Below are 22,988 nucleotides of genomic sequence, written 5' to 3'. Positions count from 1 at the left end.
CGGACCGACAGTGCGGCCCGCACACCGCCCGGTCACTCGACGCCGATGAGCAGCGGCGCCGACTCCTGGCCGCCGTGGAAGACCACCGCGTCCACCTCCGGGCGGCTGTGCCGGGCGTGGGCGGCCAGCTGTTCGGCGAGGCGCTCGGGGGCGCCCTCGCCGAGGATCAGGGTGACCAGTTCGCCGCCGCCGCCGAGCATCCGGTCCAGCACGCTCGCCCCGACCTCGGCCAGCCCGGTGCCGATCACCGCGACGTCCCCGTCGATCAGCCCCAGCACGTCGCCGGCCTGGCAGACCCCGGCCATGGTCCAGGACTCGCCCTCGGCGACGGCCAGTTCGGCGTACCGGGTGGCGCCGGCCGCCGAGGTCATCGCGACCACGTCCTCGTCGAAGCGCCGGCCGGTCTCGTGCACCGCGAGCGCGGCCAGCCCCTGGACCGGCGAACGGGTGGGCAGCACGGCGATCCGCACCCCCTCCTCGCGCAGCTGGTCGGCGGCGGCCCCGGCGGCGGCCCGCAGCTCGGGGTCGTTGAGCAGCAGCACCACCTCGCGGGCGGCGGCCCGGCGCACGGCGGCGGTGAGCTCGGCGCTGGCCGGCGGGCGGCCGGGCTCGGCGTGCAGCACGACCGCGCCGGCCTGTTCGCAGAGTTCGGCGAGGCCCGCGCCGGAGACCACCGAGAGCACCGCGCGGGCCCGCCACTCGGGCTCGCCCCGGCCGGCGGCGGCGCCGGAGCGGGCGGCGGCCTCGGCGAAATGGGTGATCCGGATCTGGTGCGGGCGCCCGGCCCCGAGCCCGGCCTCGACGGCGGCGCCCGCGTCGTCGACGTGGACGTGCACGTTCCACAGGCCGTCGCCGCCGCCGACCACCAGCGAGTCCCCCAGCCCGGCGAGGCGTTCGCGCAGCGCGGGCAGCGCCTCGTCGGGCGCGTCCAGCAGGTAGATCACCTCGAAGGCGGGGTGGCCGGGCCCGGGCGGGCGCACATGGAGCCGGCAGCTCTCCACCGGCCGGAGGTCGTCGCGCAGCGCGACCGGGCCCATCGGCTGGTGGCCGGCGACCGCGTCGGCGAGCGCCCCGAGGACGGCGACCAGGCCCCGGCCGCCGGCGTCCACCACGCCGTTCTCGGCCAGCACGGGGAGCTGCTCGGGGGTGTGCCGCAGGGCCTCCCTGGCGGCCCGGTGGGCGGCCTCGGCGACCTGGCCGAGGCCGCCGCCGGCCCGTGCGGCCTCCCCGGCGGCGATCCGGGCGACGGTCAGCAGGGTGCCCTCGACCGGTTCGGCGACCGCCTGGTAGGCGGAGTCGGCGGCCCGCTGGAGGGCGGCCCGCAGCCGGTCGGCGTCGCCGCCCCCGGCGAGGGTCTCGGCGGCGCCGCGCAGCCACTGGGCGAGGATCACCCCGGAGTTGCCGCGGGCTCCGACGAGCGCGCCTCGGGCCATCGCCCGGACGGTCTCGGCCAGGCCGGGCGCCGGACCGGGGCCCGGGTCGGCGAAGCGGCTCTCGACGGCCGCGGCGGCCGACTCCACGGTCAGGTACAGATTGGTGCCGGTGTCGCCGTCCGGGACGGGGTAGACGTTGAGTGCGTCGATCTCCTCGCGGGCCTGGCCGAGCGCCCGCAGCGCCAGTTGGCACCAGCTGCGCACGGCCGGGGCGTCGAGCGTGTGCAGCACCAGGTCTCCTCCGGAGTGGGACGCCGTGATGGCCTGAGGGTGAACGGCGAGGGGTGGTACGGGCAGGTTATCGGGGCCCGGACGGCGGCGGCGGACACGGCGGCCGGAGCGATCACCCCGCTGGTCATGGTAGTTTCGTCGAACGGAAGCAAGCGTTGTATGCTCTTCCGGTTGCCTGGAACAGTTCCAGGCTCTCCCCTTGGCCCGGTTCGGTTCACGTGAGTGCTCCGCTGGTCCGGCGGGGTTGTCTCACGTAAATGATTCTGAAGTCTTGGAGTGACTCCTGTGGCTGCCAACTGCGACGTCTGCGGCAAGGGGCCGGGCTTCGGCAACAGCATCTCCCACTCGCACCGCCGTACCCCCCGTCGCTGGAACCCCAACATCCAGACGGTGCGCGCTGTGGTTGGGCGGACGCCGAAGCGGCTCAACGTCTGCACCTCGTGCATCAAGGCCGGTAAGGTCTCGCGCTGACGCGCAGACCGGTATGCCGGTCCTCCAGTGAGTCGGTTCATCCTCGGGTGAACCGGCTTTCTGTTGTTCCGGTATCCGACCGACCTGATGTGGGCGGGCCTTCGGGCCCGCCCACAGGCATGTCCGGGGACGGGCTCCGTCCGCCCCGCGGGCGCGGGTTCGAGGACGGGACCTAGCGCCACTGCCAGGCGTGGTCCACCGGGCCGATGCCGGCGCCGAGCGCGAAGCCGCCGGCGATCGCGCCGGTGATGTACTCCTTGGCCGAGGCCACCGCCGCCGGCAGCTCCTCGCCCTTGGCCAGGCCCGAGGCGATCGCGCTGGCCAGGGTGCAGCCGGTGCCGTGGGTGTGCCGGTTGTCGTAGCGCGGCGCCCGGTACCAGTACTCCTCGCCCGCACCCCCGTACAGCAGGTCGGCCGCCTCGCCGTCCAGGTGCCCGCCCTTGACCAGCACCCAGCGCGGTCCGAGGTCGAGCAGCGCCTTGGCGGCGTCCAGCATCTCGCCCTCGCGCTCGACCGTCCGGCCGGTGAGCTGCGTCACCTCGTGCAGGTTGGGCGTGGCCAGGGTGGCGACCGGCAGCAGCCGCTCCCGGACGGTGGCCACGGCCTCGGCGGCGAGCAGCGCGTCGCCGTGCTTGGAGACGCCCACCGGGTCCACCACGACCGGGGCGCCGACGCCGGCCAGCAGTTCGGAGACGGTCTCGACCAGCTCGATCGAGGCGAGCATGCCGGTCTTCACGGCCTGGACGCCGATGTCGTCGACCACACTGCGGAACTGGGCCCGGACGGCCTCGGCCGGCAGCTCCCAGTAGCCCTGGACGCCGAGCGAGTTCTGCGCGGTGACGGCGGTGACGACGCTCATGCCGTGGACGCCGAGGGCGAGCATCGCCTTGAGGTCGGCCTGGATGCCGGCGCCGCCGCCGGAGTCGGAGCCGGCGACGGTGAGCACGCGAGGGGGTGCGGTGGAGGACATGGCCCCCAACCTACGCGGTCAGAGCACGGCCTCCGACTCCGCCCAGCGCTCCTCGGGGACGGTCTTGAGCCGGGTCACCGCGTCGGCGATCGGCACCAGCCGGATGTCGCCCCGGCGCAGCGCGGTGAAGTGGCCGAACGCGCCCCGGTGGACGGCCTCCACGGCGTGCCAGCCGAAGCGGGTGGCGAGGACCCGGTCGCGGGCGGTCGGGGTGCCGCCGCGCTGGACGTGGCCGAGGATGACCGGGCGGGCCTCCTTGCCGAGCAGGTTCTCCAGTTCGTGGGCGAGGCGGTTGCCGATCCCGCCGAAGGTGCGGTGCCCGAACCGGTCGAGTTCGCCGTGGTCGAAGCGCATGGTGCCGGGCATCGGGGAGGCGCCCTCGGCGACCGCGATGATGGCGAACTTCTTGCCCCGGGCGAAGCGGTCCTCGACCATCCGGGCCACGCCCTCGATGTCGAACGGCTTCTCGGGGATCAGGATTCCGTGCGCACCTCCCGCCATGCCGGCGGTGAGGGTGATCCAGCCGGTGTGGCGTCCCATCAGCTCGACGACCATCACCCGCTGGTGCGATTCGGCGGTGGTCTTGAGCCGGTCGATCGCCTCGGTCGCGACGTGCACGGCGGTGTCGAAGCCGAAGGTGACGTCGGTGGCGTCGATGTCGTTGTCGATGGTCTTCGGGACGCCAACCACCGGCAGTCCGGCCTCGCTGAACAGCCGGGCGGCGGTGAGGGTGCCCTCGCCGCCGATCGCGATCAGCGCGTCGATGCCGATGTCCCGGGCGAGGGTCTTGGCGTTCTCCACCGCCCAGGCGATCCGCTCGCGCTGCACCCGGGCCGAGCCGAGCACGGTGCCGCCGAGGGTGAGCAGACCGGTGACGTCGTCGTGCGAGACCTGGCGGGTGCGGCCCTCGATCAGCCCGAGGAAGCCGTCCTCGATGCCGACGATCTCGTCGCCGTGCACATCGGTGCCGCGGTGCACCACGGAGCGGATCACCGCGTTCAGGCCGGGGCAGTCGCCGCCGCTGGTCAGGACTCCGATGCGCATGCCGGTGGCTCTCCCGCTCCAAGTGGTTCAGACCACAGTGGTCCAGACCACTCCTGTCGAGGACGGGTGGCCGGGCTGTGGGCCAAGCCTATGCGCACACCCCGCCGGGGACCGGTTCGTACGAGCGCCCGGGAGCGTCGCACGCCCCCGTCGCACGCCCCCGTCGTACGCCCCCGTCGTACGCCCCCGTCGTACGCCCCCGCCGCGCACCTCGCCCGGCCCGCACCGCACCGCCACCGCCCCGCCACCGCCCCGCCACCGCCCCGGCCGGGCGTCAACCACCGTCCCCCGCCGCACCGTTGCCGCTCCCCCGGCACCGGGCCGGTCACTCCGAGAAGTGGTCCCAGCCGCCGACCCGGTCCCAGGCCTCGCCGTCCACCGTCACCCGGCCGCCCCTGGCCGCCCGCGAGCGGCCGACGACCTCGCCCACCACCCGCCAGCGGGCGGGCAGTTGGACCCCGCGCGGGAAGGTCGCCACGATCGCGTGGTCCTCTCCCCCGGACAGCACCCACACCATCGGGTCGACCCCGACCGCCTGGCCGATGTCCGCCATCTGCGCGGGCACGTCGAAGTCGGCCGCCCGCAGGTCGATGTCCACCCCGCTCGCCAGCGCCACGTGCCCGAGGTCGGCGACCAGTCCGTCGCTCACGTCGATCATCGCGGTGGCGCCGAGCTCCGCGCCGGACGGCCCCGCGTGGTACGGCGGCTCGGGGCGGCGGTGGGCCTCGACGAACGCCCGCGGCGAGCGGAAGCCCCGCTGCAGCACCGTCAGACCCGCCGCCGACCAGCCGAGCCAGCCGGTGACCGCGACCACGTCGCCCACCTGGGCACCGGCGCGCGTCACCGGCGCGCGCCCCTGAAGGTCCCCGAGCGCCGTGATGGCCAGCGTGATGGTGTCCCCGCGCACCACGTCGCCGCCGACCACCGTCGCGCCGGCCACCTGGCACTCGTCGCGCAGCCCGTCCATCAGCTCGGTGGCCCAGGTGGTCGGCAGGTCCGCCGGCGCGACCAGGCCGAGCAGGATCGCGGTCGGCACCGCGCCCATCGCGGCGACGTCGGCGAGGTTCTGCGCGGCCGCCTTGCGGCCCACGTCGTACGCGGTGGACCAGTCCCGGCGGAAGTGCCGGTTCTCGATCAGCACATCGGTGGTCGCCACCACCCGGCCGTCCGGGGCCTTCACCACGGCGGCGTCGTCGCCCGGGCCGAGGTCGACCGCGTCGGTGAGCGGCACCCGGGCGGTCAGCTCCCTGATGAGTCCGAACTCGCCGAGCTCGCCCACGGTCCCCTGCATCTGCCGTCCTCCCGGTCGCGCCCGGTCGGGCGCCTACGTCCTGCGGTCACGCCGCCTCGCGCGCAGCGTACGCCCTCCGAAGGCGCAGAGGTCTCCCCTCCCCGGCCCACCGGGGGGTAGCGTGGTGATCAGTCTGCCGTGAGCCCGGTCGCCACCCGACACCCGACCGGGCCCGCACGGCCGCGATCCCCGTACCCAGCCGCCCGGAGGTCCCCGTGGTACAGGCCTACATCCTGATTCAGACCGAGGTCGGCAAGGCCAGCGCCGTCGCCGAGTCCATCGCCAAGATCCCCGGCGTCCTCCAGGCCGAGGACGTCACCGGACCGTACGACGTGATCGTCCGGGCCGAGGCCGACACCGTGGACGACCTCGGCCGTCTCGTCGTCGCCAAGGTCCAGCAGGTCGAGGGCATCACCCGCACCCTGACCTGTCCTGTGGTCCACCTGTAGGACCCGCATACCATCGGCGGGTGACCCGAGAACTCCGCGCCCCCCGCTTCCTGGCGGCACTGCCGGCCCCCGTTCGGTGGCTGGCGGTGCCGACCGCGCTCGCCTGCACCGTCGTGGTGCTGGTCGGCAGCTGGAGCGAGCCCGAGAAGATCGAGACACCGGACCCGGCCCCGAAGGCCGCCGGCTACTGCCGGGCCCTCGCCGCGGCGCTCCCCCAGGAGCTGTTCGGCCACCCGCGCAAGGACCCGACCCCCGCCTCGCCGTTCGTGGCCGCCTGGGCCAGCTCGCCGAAGGCGGTGCTGCGCTGCGGCGTGGACCGGCCGGAAGCCCTGAACGGCCCGGCCGCCCTGGACGTCTCGCCGATGATCGACGACGTGACCTGGTGGCCGCAGGAGCTGGGGGACGGCGGCTACCGCTACACCACCACGATGCGCAAGGCCTACGTGGAGCTCACGGTGCCCAAGGGCTCGTTCGCCAACCCGATGGACGTGGTGGCCGCGCTCTCCCCCGTGGTCGCCGCCAACATCCCCTGACCGAACCGGACCGCGCGGACCGGCGCGGAGCAGGACCGGACCGGCACGCACGGGGGCGGCCCCGGAAGCCCGGGACCGCCCCTCCGCAGCGTCCGCGCGGATTACCGCAGGCCGGTCGAGCGGCGCAGCGCCGCCTGCAGCAGCCGGTCCACCAGCTCCGGGTACGACATCCCGCTGGCCTCCCACATCTTCGGGTAGGCCGAGATCGGGGTGAAGCCGGGCATGGTGTTGACCTCGTTGACCATCCAGCTGCCGTCGTCCAGCAGGAAGAAGTCCACCCGGGCCAGGCCCTCGCAGCCGAGCGCCTCGAAGGCCTCGATCGCCTGGCGGCGGATCTCGGCGGTCTCCCCTTCGGTGAGCTCGGCCGGGATCCGGACCTCGGAGGAGTCGATGTACTTGGCCTCGAAGTCGTAGAACTCGTAGCCGCCGCCGACCAGGACCTCGGCCGGGACGCTCGCCCGCGGGCCGTCCTCGAACTCCAGCACCGCGCACTCCAGCTCACGGCCGGAGACACCCGCCTCGATGATCAGCTTGGGGTCGTGGCGGCGCGCCTCCTCGATCGCGGCGTCGAGGTCGGAGAGGTCCTTGACCTTGCTGATGCCGATGCTGGAGCCGGCCCGGCAGGGCTTCACGAACAGCGGCAGGCCGAGGCCGGCGACCCGCTCGCGGACCGCGGCCCGGCCCTCCTCGGTCTCCCACTCGCGCGGCCGGACCACGGTGTAGCGCCCGACGCCGATGCCGTGCGAGGCCAGCAGGCGCTTGGTGAACTCCTTGTCCATGCCCGCTGCGCTGGCCAGCACGCCGTTGCCGACGTACGGCACCCCGGAGAGCTCCAGCAGGCCCTGCAGCGTGCCGTCCTCGCCCCACGGGCCGTGCAGCAGCGGGAAGACCACGTCCACCTCGCCGAGCGCCTTGGGGGCGGCACCGGGCTCGCTCCAGACCACCTCGCGGCTGCCCGGGTCGACCGGCAGCGCGACCCGGCCCTCGGTGGACTCGGCGACGTGCTCGACGTCCGGCAGCCGGCCGTCGGTGATCGCCATCCGGGCCGGCTCGTCGCTGACCAGCGCCCAGCGGCCCTCGTGGGTGATGCCGATCGGCAGCACCTCGTACTTGTCGCGGTCGATCGCCCTCAGCACGCTGCCCGCGGTGGAGACCGAGATGGCGTGCTCGGAGCTGCGGCCGCCGAACACGACGGCGACCCGCGGCTTCGCGGACGGGTTCTGGGAGGTCTGTTCGATGCTCATATCGCGACAGAGGGTACCCCGAGGCGGGTTTCGGCACAGTGACCGACCCGACCGGGCCCGGGCCGGAGCCCGACCCCGGCACCGGGGCGTCAGCGCCGTTCGGGCTTGGCCGAGCGGGACATCAGCGCCCGCAGCGCCTCCTGGGTGGGCCGCCCGTTGTGCACGACGTCCACCACCGCCTCGACGATCGGCATGTCGACGCCGTTGCGCCGGGCCAGGTCGAGCACCGACTCGCAGGACTTGACGCCCTCCGCGGTCTGCCGGGTGGCCGCGATGGTCTCCTCCAGCGACATCCCCCGGCCCAGGTTGGTGCCGAAGGTGTTGTTGCGGGACAGCGGCGAGGAGCAGGTCGCCACCAGGTCGCCCATCCCGGCGAGCCCGGCGAAGGTGTGCGCGTCCGCGCCGAGCGCCAGCCCCAGCCGGGTGGTCTCGGCCAGCCCGCGGGTGATCAGCGTCGCCTTGGTGTTGTCGCCGAGCCCCATGCCGTTGGCCATGCCGACCGCCAGGCCGATCACGTTCTTCACCGCGCCGCCCAGCTCGCAGCCGATCACGTCGGTGTTTGTGTACGGACGGAAGTACGGCGTGTGGCAGGCCGACTGGAGCCGCTTGGCGACCGCCTCGTCGGTGCAGGCGACCACACTGGCGGCGGGCTGCCGGTTGGCGATCTCCCGGGCCAGGTTGGGCCCGCTGACCACGGCCACGCGCTCCTGTCCGACACCGGCGACCTCGCCGATGACCTCGCTCATCCGCTTCGCGGTGCCGAGCTCGATGCCCTTCATCAGGCTCACCAGCACGGTCTGCGGCTCGATCAGCGGCGCCCAGGCGGCCAGGTTCTCGCGGAGCGTCTGCGAGGGCACCGCGAGCACGGCGAAGTCGGCCCCGGCCAGTGCCACCGAGGGGTCCGTGGTGGCCCGGACCGACGGGGGCAGCGGGACGTCCGGCAGGTAGTCGGGGTTGACGTGGGTGCCGTGGATCGCGTCCACCAGCTCCTGCCGGCGGCCCCAGAGGGTCACCTCGCAGCCGGCGTCGGCGAGCACCATCGCGAACGCGGTGCCCCAGGAACCGGTGCCGAACACGGCGCAGCGGGTCACTTGGCTTCCTCCCCTGCCTCGTCGGTGCCACGGCCGCGGCCCTCGCGGCGGGCCGCGGCGGCGGCCCGCAGCCGGGCCGCTTCCCGCATGTCGTACCGCTCCGCGGGCGGTTCCTCGCCCCGGATGTCGGCCAGCACGGCGGTGATCGCCGTCATGATGTCCTCGGTCGCGTCCCTGAGCACCTGGGCGGTCAGCTCCTGGCCCTGGTACTTGCTCAGGTCGACGGCCGGTCCGGCCGCCACGACCACCCGGTGGCGCGGGAACAGGTTGAACCTGCTCTTCCCCCCGCCGCCCCGGCCGTACGGCGGGATGATCTCGTGCGCGCCCCAGTGGGCCACCGGGATGACCGGCGCGCCGGTCATCAGCGCCACCCGGGCGACGCCGCTCTTGCCGGTCATCGGCCACAGGTCCGGGTCCCGGGTGAGCGTTCCCTCCGGGTAGAACTGCACGCACTGGCCGCTGTTGACCGCGTCGATGGCGGCCCGGAAGGCCTGCGCCGCGTCGGTCGACTCGCGGAACACCGGGATCTGGCCGGTCTTGCGGAGCATGAACCCGATGAACGGGATCGAGAACAGCGAGGACTTGCCGAGGATCCGGGGCGGCCGCCCGCTGTTGTACTGCCAGTGCGCGTACACGACCGGGTCGATGATCGAGTTGTGGTTGACCGCGGCGATGAAGCCGCCCCGCTCGGGCAGGTGCTCCCAGCCCCGCCAGTCGGGCTTGACCAGCGCGGTGTTCACCGGCTTCACCAGCACGGCCGCAAAGCGGTACCAGAAGCCGTAGTCGGCGTTGCCGAAGCTGGCGTACGAGCGGCGGGCCACCCCAGGTCCTCCTCATTCGTGCGGCACGTGGGGTGCCGCGGTCGATCTCGCTTCCGCCGCCCTCTCGGGGCGCGGGCGCGGAACAGTGTCGCCCGACCGCTCACCGGCTGTCGAGCAACCCCGCCCGGACGTCCGGCGGGCGTGATCAAACGCACGTCCGCACAGTTCGGACGGCCTGGCGAGGGCTCCGGGACCGGCGTCACAATGACGCCGATGACCCAGGACACCGTACGCCCCGGCAGGCCCGTCGCGCCCGCCGCACCCGCCGCCGACTGGTCGCTGGTAGTGCCGCTCAAGCGGCTCGCCGGGGCCAAGACCCGGCTGGCCCCGTTCGCCGGCCCGCACCGCCCCGACCTCGCACTCTCGTTCGCCCTGGACACCGTCGCGGCCGCCCTGGCCGCACCGGGGACCGGCCGGGTGCTGGTGGTCACCCGTGACGCCGGGGCCGGGGCGCGGCTGGCCGCGCTCGGCGCCCTGGTGGTCGACGACGAGCCCGGCGGCGGCCTCAACGAGGCACTGGCGCACGGCGCGGCGGCCGCGCTGGCCCTCGCGCCCCACGCGCCGCTGGCCGCCCTCTCGGCGGACCTGCCGGCCCTGCGCCCGGCCGAACTGGGCCGGGTGCTGGCCGCCGTCCCTGCGACCGGCCGGGCCTTCCTGCCGGACGCGCCGGGGCTGGGCACCACCTTGCTGGCCTGCGCCCCGGGCAGTGCGCTCGACCCCGCGTTCGGGGACGGCTCACGGGCCCGGCACACGGCCGGCGGGGCCCGCGAACTGCGGCTGTCCGGCGTGGAGTCGGTCCGCCGGGACGTCGACACCGGCGAGGACCTGGCCGAGGCACTGGCGCTCGGCGTCGGGCCGCACACCCTGGCCCTGGCCACCCGGCTCGGCTACCTGCCCCGGCAGAACCGCTCCGGCGCACCGCTGCCCGGTTAGGGCGCGTCCTTCGGACCACGCCGCCCCGCGGGCAGGGGTTCGAGGACGGGCCCCGGCGCGCGTCCTCCGGGTCCGGGCGGCCGCCCGCCCGGCACGATCCGGGAGACCCGCCCCGGACTCCACCGGGGACTGTCGGTGCCCCTCGCTATGCTGCTGGCATGCAGGCCACCGCGTTCACCTACGACCCCGCCACCCGGGCCGGCTCCGTGCTGCTCGACGACGGGACCCCGGTGCCGTTCGACGCGGCCGCCTTCGACGCCGGCGGGCTGCGGCTGCTGCGCCCGGGCCAGCGGGTGCGGATCCGCACCGAGGGCGCCGGTGACGCCCGGCGGGTGGTCTTCCTGACGCTGCAGACCTTCCCGGACCCGGCCGCGGACTGAGCGGGGCGGCGGCGCCCTCAGGAGCCGCGGGCTCGGGGAGAAATCCCGGAAAAGCGATAAGCCGTGGCACCACCCCGCCGGGAATTCCCGGAGGAGGGCGGCGCCACGGCTCGCGAAGGCCGTCCGACGACGACGCGCACCGACTACTTGGCGGTGGTCTTGCGCGCGGTGGTCTTGCGGGTGGTGGTCTTCTTCGCCGGCGCCGTCTTCTTGGCCGTGGCGGTCGCCTTCTTGGCGGTCGCGGTGGTCTTCTTCGCGGCGGCGGTGGTGGTCGCCTTCTTGGCGGCGGCGGCCGTCTTCTTGGTCGCGGTCGCGGTGGTCTTCTTCGCGGCGGCGGTGGTGGTGGCCTTCTTGACGGCGGCCGTCTTCTTGGTGGCGGCCGTCTTGGTGGCGGCGGCCTTGGTCGCGGTCGCCTTGGTGGCGGTCGCCTTGGTGGCCGTCTTCTTGGCGGCGGCCTTCTTCGCCGGGGTGGCGGCAGCGGCGGCGGCAGCGGCCGTGGCGGCGCGCTTGGTGGCGGCACGCTTGGCGGCCGGGGTGGCGGCGACACCGCTCTTGCCCGGGGTGAGGGAGCCCTTGGGCGCCTTCTTCACCGAGGGGCCTTCCTTCGGCAGCTTCTTGGCGCCGCTGACCAGGTCCTTGAAGCCCTGGCCCGGGCGGAAGCGGGGCACCGAGGTCTTCTTGACCTTGACCTTCTCGCCGGTCTGCGGGTTGCGGGCGAAGCGCGCGGAGCGCTCCACCTTCTCGAAGGTGCCGAAACCGGTGACCGAAACACGGTCGCCGGCCACGACGGCGCGCACCATGGTGTCGAGCACTGCGTCGACGGCCTCTGCGGCAGCCTTGCGACCGCCCAGCTGCTCGGCCACCGCTTCGACAAGCTGAGCCTTGTTCACGTCTTCCCCTTCAGAAACGGGCGCCGGATGATTCCATCCGTTCATTTCGCACGTTAGGTATGTATCTGCGGACTTTCAATTACCAAACGCGCGAATCACCCTAGTGTCGCAATGGATTTGCGCGTCGGCGACCTCAGACGACGGGCGGGCGCCCCTCGTCGAGGTCCTGCACAAAGCGACTCAACCGCCGCGCCGCCTCCGGAAGATCGCGCTTGGCGGCCTCGGTGACGATGAGCAGTTGACGGGTGAGAGCGGTCTTTGCATCGGCAGACACGTTCAGCGCATGCACGCGGTCGTGAGCTTGCTTCAACCGCTCGGCCACAAGCGCGAAGAGCGCTGCGACTTCCGGGTCGTCCGGCTCCTCAGCAGCTGAGGTGGCGGCGTCCGGCCGATCGTCAATTCGGCGTTCGGATCCCCGGCCCGTGGACTCCGGTGACGCGGGTTCGCCGCCCGCGTACGGAGGTTCATGGTGCCGGTGCATGCACTGATTGTGCCATCTACGCGCAGTTGTGCATGCGCGGGGCCCTCCGCCGCAAAACCGAATCGTCAATCCGGGGCCCGCGGACGGGCACAACTCCCGCCCCGGAACGGCGGATGGCCCGCCCCCCCGAGGGGGGAGGCGGGCCATCCGGCGGTTCGTCAGAATGCTTGTTCAGAACGGGCGATCAGGCCGCCGGGAGGGTGCGCGGCTTGAACGCGGGACGGCTCGCCTCGAAGGCCGCGATGTCGGCCTCGTTCCGCAGCGTGATGCTGATGTCGTCCAGTCCGTTGAGCAGCCGCCAACGGAGGTTGTCGTCCAGTTCGAACGGCGCGGTGATGCCCTCGGCCCGCACCTCGCGGGCCTCCAGGTCGACCGTGACGGGGGCGGTCGGGTCCGCCTCGGTCAGCGCCCAGATCCGTTCCACGGTCTCCTGCGGGAGCACCACGGTGAGCAGGCCGTTCTTCAGCGAGTTGCCGCGGAAGATGTCGGCGAAGCGCGAGGAGATCACGGCGTGGAAGCCGTAGTTCTGCAGGGCCCAGACGGCGTGCTCGCGGGAGGAGCCGGTACCGAACTCGGGGCCGGCCACCAGGACGGTGGCGCCCTGCCGCTCGGGCCGGTTGAGGATGAACGACTCGTCCCGGCGCCAGGCCTCGAAAAGGCCGTCCTCGAAACCGGAACGGGTGACTTTCTTCAGCCAATGGGCGGGGATGATCTGGTCCGTGTCGACGTTGCTGCGGCGCAGCGGCACGGCCCGCCCGGTGTGGGTGGTGAACTTCTCCATGCTGCTCAGACCTCCACGGCGGCGCTGGACGCCAGATCGGCGGGGGCCGCCAGGCGGCCCAGGACGGCGGTCGCGGCGGCGACCTGGGGCGAGACCAGGTGGGTGCGGCCGCCCTTGCCCTGGCGGCCCTCGAAGTTGCGGTTCGAGGTCGAGGCGCAGCGCTCGCCGGGGGCGAGCTGGTCCGGGTTCATCCCCAGGCACATCGAGCAGCCCGCGTGCCGCCATTCGGCGCCGGCGGCGGTGAACACCTTGTCCAGGCCCTCCTCGACGGCCTGGAGGGCGACCCGGACGGAGCCCGGGACGACCAGCATCCGCACGCCGTCGGCGATCCGGCGGCCGCGCAGCAGGTCGGCGGCGGCGCGCAGGTCCTCGATCCGGCCGTTGGTGCAGGAGCCGACGAAGACCGCGTCGACCGCGACCTCGCGCAGCGGGGTGCCGGCCTCCAGCCCCATGTAGGCGAGGGCGTTCTCGGCGGCGATCCGCTCCTGCGGGTCGGCGAAGGAGGCCGGGTCCGGCACCGAGGCGCCGAGCGGGGCGCCCTGGCCGGGGTTGGTGCCCCAGGTGACGAAGGGGGTCAGCTCGGCGGCGTCGATGAAGATCTCGTGGTCGAAGACCGCGTCCTCGTCGGTGCCCAGGGTCCGCCAGTACTCGACGGCGGCGTCCCAGTCCTCGCCCTGCGGGGCGTGCGGGCGGCCCTTCAGGTAGGCGAAGGTGGTCTCGTCCGGGGCGATCATGCCGGCCCGGGCGCCCGCCTCGATGGACATGTTGCAGATGGTCATCCGGGCCTCCATGGAGAGGCCGCGGATCGCCGAACCGCGGTACTCCAGGACGTAGCCCTGGCCGCCGCCGGTGCCGATCCGGGTGATGATCGCCAGGATGAGGTCCTTGGCGGTGACGCCCTCGGGCAGTTCGCCCTCGACGGTGATCGCCATGGTCCGGAACGGGGCCAGCGGCAGCGTCTGGGTGGCGAGCACGTGCTCGACCTGGCTGGTGCCGATGCCGAACGCCAGGGCGCCGAACGCGCCGTGGGTGGAGGTGTGGGAATCGCCACAGACCACGGTCGTGCCGGGCTGGGTGAGGCCCAGCTGGGGGCCGACGACGTGCACGACGCCCTGCTCGATGTCGCCGAGGGAGTGGATCCGGACGCCGAACTCGGCCGCGTTCTTGCGCAGGGTCTCCAGCTGGACCCTGGAGACCGGGTCGGCGATCGGCTTGTCGATGTCCAGGGTCGGGGTGTTGTGGTCCTCGGTGGCGATCGTGAGATCGGTGCGGCGGACCGTGCGTCCGGCCAGCCGGAGGCCGTCGAAGGCCTGCGGGCTGGTCACCTCGTGGAGCAGGTGCAGGTCGATGAAGAGCAGGTCGGGCTCGCCCTCCGCGCGCCGCACGACGTGGTCGTCCCAGACCTTCTCTGCGAGTGTCCGTCCCATCGGATTCCCTCCAGCCGGCCGCGTTGCCGGCCTTCTCGTGTCGTCGAGGTCAAAGCTGTCGCGGCCCGGTGCGGCACGCGACGAGCGACCTGCACACCGGATCGGTGTCCACGATGCGGACACCTCGGCGGGGTCGCATCCTGGATGTCTCCCGGGCTGCTGCATCCAGAGTGGCGCTTTTCGCAGAAGATTGAACTTGCGTCTCGCGGAATGAGACTGCAGTCTTAGCGCATGGACAACTCTAGCGGCGTCGGCGTGCTCGACAAGGCCGCTCTGGTGCTGAGCGCACTGGAGTCGGGCCCCGCCACGTTGGCGGGGCTGGTCGCCGCCACCGGTCTGGCGCGCCCCACGGCCCACAGACTCGCCGTCGCACTCGAACACCACCGTCTGGTCACCAGGGACATGCAGGGCCGGTTCATCCTCGGCCCGCGCCTGTCCGAACTCTCCGCCGCGGCGGGCGAGGACCGGCTGCTCGCCACCGCGGGCCCGGTCCTGACCCACCTGCGCGACGTCACCGGCGAGAGCGCACAGCTCTACCGCCGGCAGGGCGAGATGCGGATCTGTGTCGCGGCCGCCGAGCGGCTCTCCGGTCTGCGGGACACCGTCCCGGTCGGCAGCACCCTGCCGATGAAGGCCGGCTCGGCCGCCCAGGTCCTGCTGGCCTGGGAGGAGCCCGAGCGGCTGCACCGCGGCCTCCAGGGCGCCCGGTTCACCGCCACCGCGCTGAGCGGCGTCCGGCGGCGCGGCTGGGCCCAGTCGATCGGCGAGCGGGAGCCGGGCGTCGCCTCCGTCTCCGCGCCGGTCCGCGGCCCCTCCAACCGCGTCGTGGCCGCCGTTTCGGTCTCCGGGCCGATCGAGCGCCTGACCCGTCACCCCGGGCGGCTGCACGCCCAGGCCATCATCGAGGCCGCCAACCGGCTCACCGAGGCCCTGCGCCGCAGCTGACCCGCCCGTCCCCCACCCACCCCCACGCCTTCCCCGGACTCCCCCGCACTCTCCCCCCACCGAAAAACCGTGAAGGGCCCCGCTCGCTGTCGAGCGGGGCCCTTCGGACGGGGTTCCGACGGATTCCCGGTGGATTCCCGGCGCGGCCCGGGAAATCAAAAAAGACCCCGGGGACCGGGGCCTTTCTTTTCTGGCTGGGGTACCAGGACTCGAACCTAGACTAAATGAACCAGAATCACTCGTGCTGCCAATTACACCATACCCCAACACAAAGCAATCAGCCGATGAGCAACCCCATCGGCTTCCTGCTTCAGTACCCCCGACCGGATTCGAACCGGCGCTACTGCCGTGAGAGGGCAGCGTGCTAGGCCGCTACACAACGGGGGCATCCTGGCGATTCCTTGCGGAATCAGTACCCCCGACCGGATTCGAACCGGCGCTACTGCCGTGAGAGGGCAGCGTGCTAGGCCGCTACACAACGGGGGCTTTCCAGGCAGTCCCTTGCGGGACCAGTACCCCCGACCGGATTCGAACCGGCGCTACTGCCGTGAGAGGGCAGCGTGCTAGGCCGCTACACAACGGGGGCTTGTCTTCACTTGTCGCGGTGTGGACCGCGGGTACTGCGCTGGGGTACCAGGACTCGAACCTAGACTAAATGAACCAGAATCACTCGTGCTGCCAATTACACCATACCCCACCAGAGTTGAACCCCTGTCGGGGACCATCTCGGGCTTGCGCCTCCCGCTCGGCTCCGTCGGGGGCTTTGACTCCCTCGTCGTTGCCCTCCCGGGCGGCGCAGAAAGAACATTACCCGACGTCCGCCCCGGCTCCAAAATCGATAACCCCAGGCAGCGGGAAGGGGGCCGTCCGGTGACCTCCGGGGGCGCCGCGGGCCCGGCGCCGAGGCCGGGCCCGCGGGGGTGCCGCCGGCGTCCGGCGACCGGTCCGACGGGCTCGCTAGCCGCGCTTGACCACCTTGTTGGCGAGGGTGCCGATGCCCTCGACGGTGACCGCGACCTCGTCGCCGACCTGGATCGGGCCCACCCCGGCCGGGGTGCCGGTGAGGACGACGTCGCCGGGCAGCAGCGTCATGGCCTCGGAGATGTGGACGATCAGCTCGGCGACCGAGCGGACCATCAGGGAGGTGCGGCCGGTCTGCCGGAGCTCCCCGTTGACCGTGCAGGTGACGGCGAGGTCGGAGGGGTCGAGGTCGGTCTCGATCCACGGGCCGAGCGGGCAGGCGGTGTCGAAGCCCTTGGCGCGGGCCCACTGGCCCTCGCGCTGCTGGACGTCGCGGGCGGTGACGTCGTTGGCGCAGGTGTAGCCGAGGATCACCTCGGGGACCCGCTCCAGCGGCACCTCGCGGCACATCCGGCCGATCACCACGGCCAGTTCCGCCTCGTGCTGGACGTCCGAGGAGAACGGCGGGTAGGCGATGCTCTCGGTCGGCCCGATCACCGAGGTGGAGGGCTTGAAGAAGGTGAGCGGGACGTCCGGGACGGCGTTGCCCAGCTCGGCGGCGTGCGCGGCGTAGTTGCGGCCGACCGCCACGATCTTGTTGGGCAGGATCGGGCTCAGCAGCCGGACGTCCTGGAACCGGTAGCTCTCACCGGTCGGCCGGGGCTGGCCGAACGGGTGGCCCGCCAGCCCGTGGACCACCAGGGACTCGGGCCGCGCCGGGTCCCCCTCGACCACACCGAAGGAGACGCTGCCGGCGGCAGGACTCCCTTCCCGGACGGAAAACCTGGCAATGCGCACGGCTCGGGCACCCCTCGCGTCGTCGGCCGCCCGGGGCGCGCCCGGGCGCTGGTGGAGGCCGGTCCCACTTCGGACCCGGCCCCGCTCAATCGCCGCCCAGGCTATCGCGCGGGCCCCGGACCGGCCGCTCCACCGGCCCGGGGTGTCCGGACGCCGGCGGGGGTGCCCGGGTACGCGAAGGGCCCCGCCACCGGGGTGGCGGGGCCCTTCAGGGCGTATGCGGAACGCTTCAGTCCTGCGGGACGTTCACCACCGGAGCGACCATCAGCCGGGTGCGGCGCGGGTTGGCGGTGGAGGTCGGCAGGTCGGTCGGGTAGGCCACGGCCTCCGGCCGGCGGGCGCCGGGGATCTGGCCGAAGTCCTCGACCGAGGCCAGCGTCGTCCGGCGCGGGTTCGCGGTGGAATTGGCGGACAGCGTGGACTCGGCGGCCTTCTTCGCCTGGGACATCTCGTCAGCACCTCAAGGTCGTGGCCGGGCGACCGACCGCGATCGGCCCCGGCCTGAGTGATTCGGGAGGATTCTGGGCAGGCTGATCGGGGCCGTGCTCCGGATACCGCAAGGTTACGGATCTCTTTCCACAGGCACCGTGACCAAAGCTACACATTCATCTGTGATTTTCGTCACAAATCATGGAACATAACTCCGATATCCGACATGTCGCTGCATCAGTTTTTACCGGCATATCGGATATATCGGTCATACCCGAAGCGCCGTGCATCAGGTTGATCTCGGCTCAGCTTGGCATGTATCTGACGAGTGTCCGAAAAAGGCGGTATTCAGGTCCGGTTGCCGTACAGACCGTGAGATTCCGCGCGCGTTCGGTAGTGCCGCCCGATGTGCCCCGCTCGCCCTTGTTGGGATTCCCCGGCTGTGCTGGAATGCCACGGACCGTGGGTAGGGAGTACTCCACCCCGGTGACCCGCTCTCCCGGACCGGCCGGGGTGCGGATGGAAACTCCACACCGTCCAGGCTGCGGCGACGCGGCGGGACGCCCGGTCCAGAGGTTGCGACGCCAGTGCAGGGACGTTTCAAAAGGGGTAGCGGCGGCGCGGGTGACCCTGAGTCGCGTGAGCCGGTGGCAGCCCCCCAGCAGGCGGCGGCCCCCGGCGGTCCGGCCGAACCGACGCCCGACGTGATCGGGCGGCCCGAGGACGAGGGCGCGGAGCGGAAGTCGGCCCGGGGCAAGCTCCGGTCCTCCCTGACCCGCCGCCGGGCCAAGGGCATGAGCCGGCTCGCCATGCGCAACTGGCGCATCCGCAGCAAGCTGATCGCGCTGCTCGCGCTCCCGGTCATGGTCGCGCTGGTCCTCGGTGGCCTGCGCATCCAGACCTCGCTCGAGACCTCGCAGCAGCTGGCCCAGATGGCCAACCTCTCCGACCTGGCCAAGAAGGCGACCGACCTCGCCAACGCCCTGCAGAACGAGCGGGACGTCAGCGCGGGGCCGATGACCAACAAGCCCAACGCGCCGCTGGACGACGACATCGTCGCCGCCCGCAAGGTCACCGACGACCTCAGCCGCACCTTCACCGCGTCCGCGGACAAGTTCGAGAACCTCGAACTCTCCGGCGGAAAGGCCCTGCTGTTCCAGATCCGCAAGGACCTGAACTCGGTCTCCGACGCGCGTGGCAACCCGTACCAGAACAACCAGAACATCCAGGCCACGATCACCGCCTACGACGTGATCATCCGCGACCTGCTGTCGATCACCCAGGACATCGCGCTCGCGTCCAACAACCGCGAGCTGGTCCGCGCGACCCGTGCCCTGCAGCAGTTCTCGCTCGCCAAGAACTCCACCTCGCAGCAGCGCGCGCTGATCAGCGCCGCGCTCGCCAACCCGGGCGGCCCGGACCTCAGCCTGAGCGACGAGTCCTTCGGTATCCGGTTGAAGTCGTCCTACGACAACGCGCTGACCGGCTTCAACAACATCTACACCTCGCACGACCTGGACAACCTGCGCGGCCAGCTGAGCTACAACTCGGTCGTCGCCGCGGCCGACCGCTACGCGCGCTCGATCCTGCAGCAGAGCGGTATCCACCAGAGCGAGGTCGTCAGCTACAAGGACTGGTACGAGCAGTCCACCGCCAAGATCGCCGCCGAGCGCCGGATCGAGTCCAAGCTCATCGAGGACCTCGACGGAAAGGCCCAGGAGCTCCAGTCCCAGGCCGACACCGAGGCCCTGATCATCGGTGCCGCCGTCGCGCTGGTGCTGCTCGTCGCCCTCGGTGGCGCCGGTCTGATCGCCCGCTCGATGGTGCGCTCGCTGACCCGGCTCCAGTCCGCGGCCGAGGACGTCGCCGAGCGGCGACTGCCCGAACTGGTCAAGACGCTCTCCGAGACCGACCCGCACGACGTCGACGTCGCCGTCGAACCCGTCGGCGTCGACTCCGCGGACGAGATCGGCCACGTGGCCCACGCCTTCGACATGGTGCACAGCGAGGCCGTCCGCCTCGCCGCCGAGCAGGCCCTCCTCCGCGGCAACATCAACGCGATGTTCACCAACCTCTCGCGCCGCAGCCAGGGCCTCATCCAGCGCCAGCTGTCGCTCATCTCCGAGCTGGAGAGCCGCGAGGCGGACCCGGACCAGCTGGCCAACCTCTTCAAGCTGGACCACCTCGCGACCCGTATGCGCCGCAACGGCGAAAACCTCCTCGTCCTCGCCGGCGAGGACCCGGGCCGCCGTTGGACCCGCCCCGTCCCGCTGGTCGACGTGCTCCGCGCCGCCGCCTCCGAGGTGGAGCAGTACGAGCGCATCGAACTCGCCGCCGTGCCGTCGGCCGAGGTCGCCGGCCGCGTCGTCAACGACCTCGTCCACCTGCTCGCCGAGCTGCTGGAGAACGCCACCTCGTTCTCCAGCCCGCAGACCCGCGTCCGGGTCACCGGCCACGCCCTGCCGGACGGCCGGGTGCTGGTCGAGATCCACGACACCGGTATCGGTCTCAGCCCCGACGACCTCGCCGAGATCAACGAGCGCCTCGCCAACCCGCCGACGGTGGACGTCTCCGTCTCCCGCCGAATGGGCCTCTTCGTGGTCGGCCGCCTGTCCCTGCGACACGGCATCCGCATCCAGCTCCGCCCCAGCGACTCCGGTGGCACCACCGCGCTGGTCATGCTCCCGGTGGACGTCACCAACTCCGCCGACCGTCGCGGCGCCGGTCGCCCCGGCGGCGGCCAGCAGCCCAAGCAGCAGCGCGGGGTCGCCCCGACGCCGCGCCAGCAGCGCCAGATGCCGGCCGGCCAGGGCGGCCGCGCAGGCGACCGGGCCGCGCTCGGCCAGGCTCCGGCGGGCGGTGCCCCGCAGGGCCGGCCGCAGCTCGGCCAGGGCGGCCCCGGCCCGTCCGGCGGCCAGGGTGCCCAGGGCGCCCCCGCCGGTGGTCTGCCGACCCGCCAGATCGGCCAGTCGCTGCGGGAGAACGCGCCGCAGGCCGGTCGCCCGGGCACGCCCAACCAGCAGGGTCCGGGCCAGCAGGCCCCCAACCAGCAGGGCCCCGGCCAGCAGGGCCCCGGCCAGCAGGCGCCGAACCAGCAGGGCGGCCAGGGCCGACCGGCTCCCGGCCGTCAGGCCCCGCCGCAGCAGGGCGCCCCGAACCAGCAGGGCGGCCTCCCGCAGCGCTCCCCCGGTCGCCAGGGCCCGCCGCAGGGCGCCCCCGGTGGTCTGCCCCGGCGCGACCGCCAGCCCGGCGGCCCCCAGGGTCCGCAGGGTCAGCAGGGTCAGCAGCAGAACGGTCCGCAGCAGAGCGGTCCGGGGGCACGCCGCCCCGGCCAGGAGCGTCCGCAGGGCGCCGGTGCCCCCGCCGCCCGCGGCGCCGAGCAGCCGCAGCACGGCTGGGCCGACCAGCCGGGCCGCCCCGGCGCGCCGGCACCGCAGGGTGCCCGCCCCGGCGAGCGTCCGCAGGACGGGCTGCCGCAGCGCCAGCGCCCCGGCCAGGGCCGTCCCGGTCCGCAGGGCCGTCCGGCGCAGGGTCCGCAGGGCCCGCAGCAGGGTCAGGGCGGCCGTCCGCAGCAGCCCGCCCAGGGCAACCGCCCGCAGCCGGGCCAGCAGCAGCCGCTGCCGCAGGCCCCGCAGCCCCAGCCGCTGCCGGCCGCCGACGCCTCCTCGATGGAGAGCACCCAGCAGATGGCCCGGCCGCGGTTCGAGGCCAGTGACATCGACCCGCGCGACCCGCTGGGCCTCGGCCTGGTGGAGCCGGTGCTGCCGAGCGTGCCGAACCCGGGCCGCCCGGAGCGCAACGTCCAGCAGCCGCAGGCGCCTCAGCAGCAGGTGCAGCCCCAGCAGCCGCCCGTGCGGCAGGAGCCGATGGCGCTGCCGTCCGGCCCGTCCGAGGGCGGGGCGCCGGCCGAGCAGGGCTGGTACCGCGAGGAGGGCCGCCCGGGCGAGCAGGCGTACCAGCCGCGCCGTCCCGGCACCACGGCCCCGGGCTTCCCGGCGCAGGAGGGTCAGCGACAGGCCCCCCAGGGCCGGCCGCAGCGACCGCAGGGCCCGCAGCAGCAGGCACCGCAGCAGCGGCAGCCGCAGCAGGCCCAGGCACCGCAGGCCCAGCAGCCGCACCAGCAGCAGGCACCGCAGGCCCAGGCTCCGCAGTCGCGGCCCGAGCAGCAGGCCCAGCAGCCGCACGGCCAGCAGCCGCAGGCCCCGCAGCAGGTCCCGGGCCAGCCGCAGCCGGGCGAGGCACCGTGGCGCCCGTCCGCCAACGACGAGCGCTGGCGCCGGGCCGAGCAGGTCCGCGAGCCCTCGACCAGCGGGGTCACCATGTCGGGCCTCCCCCGGCGCACCCCGCAGGCCAACCTGGTCTCCGGGACCGCCGAGTCGTCCCCGCTGACGGGTCCGCAGGTGTCCCGCGCGCCCGAGGAGGTGCGCGGCCGCCTGACCAACCTGCGCCGCGGCATCCAGCAGGGCCGCCGGGCCGGCCCAGCTCGCCGCCGTCGCCTCCGGCCTCACCTCCCTCACGACCGGCGCCAGCCGGATCTTCGAGGGCGGCGAGGTCAACCAGACCGTGGTCGAGATGGAGCGGGGCTTCCTCTTCCTGATGGCCGTCAGCGACGGCTCCGCCCTCGCCGTCCTGGCCGCCCCCGACTCCGACATCGGGCTGGTCGGCTACGAGATGGCCCTCCTCGTCGACCGCGCCGGCGCGGTCCTCACCCCCGCACTCCGCGCAGAACTCCAGGGCAGTCTCCTGCACTGAGTCGCCCTGAGCGGTACTTCAACCGTCCCACCTCCCCGCCGGGTCCGACCCGACCGGACCCGGCGTTCCGCCCTCAGCTACCCTCAGGCAGCTGATTTCGCCTCAGCTGGCATCGCCCCAGCTGGAACCGGCTGCCCCAGGCTGCAGCACAAGGAGGACCCATGACCCCGCCTTCGAATCCCGCCGGCTCGTACGGCAACGGGTACGGCAGCGGCTACGGCGGGCAGCAGTCCGACGGCTACGAGCAGCAGCCGCTGGTCCGCCCGTACGCGATGACCGGTGGCCGCACCCGGCCGCGGTACCAGCTCGCGATCGAGGCCCTGATCTCGACCACCGGCTCCGCCGAGCGGACCGGTGGCCTGCTGCCCGAGCACGCCCGGATCGTCAACCTCTGCCGAGAGGTCAAGTCCATCGCGGAGATCTCCGCGCTCGCCGGTGTCCCGCTCGGTGTCGCCCGGATCCTCGTGGCCGACCTGGCCGAGGCCGGTCTCGTCGCCATCCACCAGCCCGCCGCCGCGGGCGAGTCGGGCGGAACGCCCGACGTCACGCTGCTCGAAAGGGTCCTCAGTGGACTTCGCAAGCTCTAACGCGGCCGCCCCCACCCGCGCCACCACCTCCGCGAAGATCGTCGTCG

General features: G+C 73.2%; 20 protein-coding genes, 5 tRNA genes and 2 pseudogenes. 9 read left to right on the top strand and 18 right to left on the bottom strand.

Annotated features, from left to right (window positions below; genetic code table 11):
* Positions 1-32 precede the first annotated feature (32 nt).
* Entirely contained in the window at positions 33-1,664 is a 1,632-nt protein-coding gene (gene fakA / locus IF01_RS0129960) for a fatty acid kinase ATP-binding subunit FakA (RefSeq protein WP_030396712.1), read from the bottom strand.
* A 285-nt stretch (positions 1,665-1,949) separates the two neighbouring features.
* Here fakA and rpmB point away from each other — a divergent pair, with 285 nt between their 5' ends.
* On the top strand, positions 1,950-2,135 hold the full coding sequence (gene rpmB / locus IF01_RS46030) for a 50S ribosomal protein L28 (protein WP_073813963.1): 186 nt from the start codon (positions 1,950-1,952) through the stop codon (positions 2,133-2,135).
* A 172-nt stretch (positions 2,136-2,307) separates the two neighbouring features.
* Here rpmB and thiD read toward each other — a convergent pair whose 3' ends face one another.
* From thiD to IF01_RS0129945, 3 genes are all read right to left on the bottom strand, one after another.
* Positions 2,308-3,105: a bifunctional hydroxymethylpyrimidine kinase/phosphomethylpyrimidine kinase gene (gene thiD / locus IF01_RS0129955; protein ID WP_030396711.1), complete on the bottom strand. Its 798-nt coding sequence runs from the start codon at positions 3,103-3,105 to the stop codon at positions 2,308-2,310.
* An 18-nt stretch (positions 3,106-3,123) separates the two neighbouring features.
* Positions 3,124-4,149, bottom strand: a complete 1,026-nt coding sequence (locus tag IF01_RS0129950) for an ATP-dependent 6-phosphofructokinase (protein WP_030396710.1) — start codon at positions 4,147-4,149, stop codon at positions 3,124-3,126.
* Positions 4,150-4,474: 325 nt separating this feature from the next.
* A complete protein-coding gene (locus IF01_RS0129945; protein ID WP_030396709.1) occupies positions 4,475-5,440 on the bottom strand; it encodes a thiamine-phosphate kinase in 966 nt (321 codons plus the stop codon).
* 215 nt (positions 5,441-5,655) lie between these two features.
* Between IF01_RS0129945 and IF01_RS0129940 the strand changes: the two genes are divergently transcribed.
* Both IF01_RS0129940 and IF01_RS0129935 read left to right on the top strand, forming a co-directional pair.
* On the top strand, positions 5,656-5,889 hold the full coding sequence (locus IF01_RS0129940; RefSeq protein WP_030396708.1) for an Lrp/AsnC family transcriptional regulator: 234 nt from the start codon (positions 5,656-5,658) through the stop codon (positions 5,887-5,889).
* Between the two features lie 20 nt (positions 5,890-5,909).
* Positions 5,910-6,422, top strand: a complete 513-nt coding sequence (locus IF01_RS0129935) for a DUF3515 domain-containing protein (protein WP_157855383.1) — start codon at positions 5,910-5,912, stop codon at positions 6,420-6,422.
* Positions 6,423-6,523: 101 nt separating this feature from the next.
* On the opposite strand, the gene IF01_RS0129930 is transcribed toward IF01_RS0129935, so the two are convergent.
* From IF01_RS0129930 to IF01_RS0129920, 3 genes are all read right to left on the bottom strand, one after another.
* Positions 6,524-7,666, bottom strand: coding sequence for a D-alanine--D-alanine ligase family protein (locus IF01_RS0129930; RefSeq protein WP_030396706.1), 1,143 nt, complete (start codon positions 7,664-7,666; stop codon positions 6,524-6,526).
* A gap of 89 nt (positions 7,667-7,755) precedes the next feature.
* Positions 7,756-8,757, bottom strand: a complete 1,002-nt coding sequence (locus IF01_RS0129925; protein WP_030396705.1) for an NAD(P)H-dependent glycerol-3-phosphate dehydrogenase — start codon at positions 8,755-8,757, stop codon at positions 7,756-7,758.
* Positions 8,754-9,578 (bottom strand): lysophospholipid acyltransferase family protein, encoded by an 825-nt coding sequence (locus IF01_RS0129920; protein WP_030396704.1) that lies wholly within the window; start codon positions 9,576-9,578, stop codon positions 8,754-8,756. The genes IF01_RS0129925 and IF01_RS0129920 overlap by 4 nt, the downstream gene beginning before the upstream one ends.
* Positions 9,579-9,791: 213 nt before the next feature.
* Between IF01_RS0129920 and cofC the strand changes: the two genes are divergently transcribed.
* Positions 9,792-10,511: a 2-phospho-L-lactate guanylyltransferase gene (cofC, locus tag IF01_RS0129915; RefSeq protein ID WP_051756502.1), complete on the top strand. Its 720-nt coding sequence runs from the start codon at positions 9,792-9,794 to the stop codon at positions 10,509-10,511.
* Between the two features lie 158 nt (positions 10,512-10,669).
* A complete protein-coding gene (locus IF01_RS0129910) occupies positions 10,670-10,891 on the top strand; it encodes a hypothetical protein (protein WP_030396702.1) in 222 nt (73 codons plus the stop codon).
* 143 nt (positions 10,892-11,034) lie between these two features.
* Here IF01_RS0129910 and IF01_RS0129905 read toward each other — a convergent pair whose 3' ends face one another.
* From IF01_RS0129905 to leuC, 4 genes are all read right to left on the bottom strand, one after another.
* Positions 11,035-11,781, bottom strand: a complete 747-nt coding sequence (locus IF01_RS0129905) for an HU family DNA-binding protein (protein WP_030396701.1) — start codon at positions 11,779-11,781, stop codon at positions 11,035-11,037.
* 133 nt (positions 11,782-11,914) lie between these two features.
* Positions 11,915-12,262 (bottom strand): SCO5555 family protein, encoded by a 348-nt coding sequence (locus tag IF01_RS51605; protein ID WP_369826131.1) that lies wholly within the window; start codon positions 12,260-12,262, stop codon positions 11,915-11,917.
* A gap of 184 nt (positions 12,263-12,446) precedes the next feature.
* Positions 12,447-13,043 carry a 3-isopropylmalate dehydratase small subunit gene (gene leuD, locus IF01_RS0129895; RefSeq protein WP_030396699.1) on the bottom strand — a complete coding sequence of 199 codons (597 nt, stop codon included), beginning with the start codon at positions 13,041-13,043 and terminating at the stop codon, positions 12,447-12,449.
* A 5-nt stretch (positions 13,044-13,048) separates the two neighbouring features.
* Entirely contained in the window at positions 13,049-14,470 is a 1,422-nt protein-coding gene (gene leuC, locus IF01_RS0129890; protein WP_030396698.1) for a 3-isopropylmalate dehydratase large subunit, read from the bottom strand.
* Positions 14,471-14,701: 231 nt separating this feature from the next.
* Between leuC and IF01_RS0129885 the strand changes: the two genes are divergently transcribed.
* On the top strand, positions 14,702-15,415 hold the full coding sequence (locus IF01_RS0129885; RefSeq protein ID WP_030306825.1) for an IclR family transcriptional regulator: 714 nt from the start codon (positions 14,702-14,704) through the stop codon (positions 15,413-15,415).
* A gap of 191 nt (positions 15,416-15,606) precedes the next feature.
* Here the strand turns inward: IF01_RS0129885 and IF01_RS0129880 are convergent.
* The 7 genes from IF01_RS0129880 to IF01_RS0129850 form a co-directional block, all read right to left on the bottom strand.
* A tRNA-Gln gene (locus tag IF01_RS0129880) sits at positions 15,607-15,681 on the bottom strand.
* 48 nt (positions 15,682-15,729) lie between these two features.
* Positions 15,730-15,802 (bottom strand) — tRNA-Glu (locus IF01_RS0129875).
* A gap of 26 nt (positions 15,803-15,828) precedes the next feature.
* Positions 15,829-15,901, bottom strand: a tRNA-Glu gene (locus tag IF01_RS0129870).
* A gap of 27 nt (positions 15,902-15,928) precedes the next feature.
* A tRNA-Glu gene (locus tag IF01_RS0129865) sits at positions 15,929-16,001 on the bottom strand.
* A gap of 39 nt (positions 16,002-16,040) precedes the next feature.
* Positions 16,041-16,112: transfer RNA gene (locus IF01_RS0129860), tRNA-Gln, on the bottom strand.
* Between the two features lie 260 nt (positions 16,113-16,372).
* The gene (locus IF01_RS0129855; protein WP_030396697.1) at positions 16,373-17,173 is read right to left on the bottom strand and encodes a fumarylacetoacetate hydrolase family protein; all 801 of its coding nucleotides are present in this window, start codon (positions 17,171-17,173) and stop codon (positions 16,373-16,375) included.
* Between the two features lie 229 nt (positions 17,174-17,402).
* Complete coding sequence (locus tag IF01_RS0129850; RefSeq protein ID WP_030396696.1) at positions 17,403-17,621, bottom strand: hypothetical protein; 219 nt, start codon at positions 17,619-17,621, stop codon at positions 17,403-17,405.
* Between the two features lie 628 nt (positions 17,622-18,249).
* On the opposite strand from IF01_RS0129850, the pseudogene IF01_RS51795 reads away from it, so the two are divergent.
* The 3 genes and pseudogenes from IF01_RS51795 to IF01_RS0129840 form a co-directional block, all read left to right on the top strand.
* A pseudogene (locus IF01_RS51795) lies at positions 18,250-22,086 on the top strand (nitrate- and nitrite sensing domain-containing protein); the annotation flags it as partial.
* Positions 22,082-22,354, top strand: a pseudogene (locus IF01_RS46025) (roadblock/LC7 domain-containing protein); the annotation flags it as partial. The pseudogenes IF01_RS51795 and IF01_RS46025, both read left to right, overlap by 5 nt.
* Before the next feature lie 161 nt (positions 22,355-22,515).
* Complete coding sequence (locus IF01_RS0129840; protein WP_030396694.1) at positions 22,516-22,941, top strand: DUF742 domain-containing protein; 426 nt, start codon at positions 22,516-22,518, stop codon at positions 22,939-22,941.
* Positions 22,942-22,988 lie beyond the last annotated feature (47 nt).

This window comes from Kitasatospora purpeofusca, from assembly GCF_000718025.1.
In the GTDB taxonomy this organism is placed as follows: Bacteria; Actinomycetota; Actinomycetes; order Streptomycetales; family Streptomycetaceae; genus Kitasatospora; species Kitasatospora purpeofusca.
Note: the sequence above shows the minus strand (reverse complement) of the source record. Positions and strands in the feature narration are given on the sequence as shown.

Excerpts from the sequence above, each read along its gene's own strand:
- IF01_RS0129950 (WP_030396710.1), bottom strand. The coding sequence starts at position 4,149 with ATGCGCATCGGAGTCCTGACCAGCGGCGGCGACTGCCCCGGCCTGAAC.
- cofC (WP_051756502.1), top strand. The coding sequence starts at position 9,792 with ATGACCCAGGACACCGTACGCCCCGGCAGGCCCGTCGCGCCCGCCGCA.
- thiD (WP_030396711.1), bottom strand. The coding sequence starts at position 3,105 with ATGTCCTCCACCGCACCCCCTCGCGTGCTCACCGTCGCCGGCTCCGAC.
- IF01_RS0129945 (WP_030396709.1), bottom strand. The coding sequence starts at position 5,440 with ATGCAGGGGACCGTGGGCGAGCTCGGCGAGTTCGGACTCATCAGGGAG.
- IF01_RS0129840 (WP_030396694.1), top strand. The coding sequence starts at position 22,516 with ATGACCCCGCCTTCGAATCCCGCCGGCTCGTACGGCAACGGGTACGGC.
- leuC (WP_030396698.1), bottom strand. The coding sequence starts at position 14,470 with ATGGGACGGACACTCGCAGAGAAGGTCTGGGACGACCACGTCGTGCGG.
- IF01_RS0129930 (WP_030396706.1), bottom strand. The coding sequence starts at position 7,666 with ATGAGCATCGAACAGACCTCCCAGAACCCGTCCGCGAAGCCGCGGGTC.
- IF01_RS0129910 (WP_030396702.1), top strand. The coding sequence starts at position 10,670 with ATGCAGGCCACCGCGTTCACCTACGACCCCGCCACCCGGGCCGGCTCC.
- leuD (WP_030396699.1), bottom strand. The coding sequence starts at position 13,043 with ATGGAGAAGTTCACCACCCACACCGGGCGGGCCGTGCCGCTGCGCCGC.
- IF01_RS51605 (WP_369826131.1), bottom strand. The coding sequence starts at position 12,262 with ATGCACCGGCACCATGAACCTCCGTACGCGGGCGGCGAACCCGCGTCA.
- IF01_RS0129885 (WP_030306825.1), top strand. The coding sequence starts at position 14,702 with ATGGACAACTCTAGCGGCGTCGGCGTGCTCGACAAGGCCGCTCTGGTG.
- IF01_RS0129850 (WP_030396696.1), bottom strand. The coding sequence starts at position 17,621 with ATGTCCCAGGCGAAGAAGGCCGCCGAGTCCACGCTGTCCGCCAATTCC.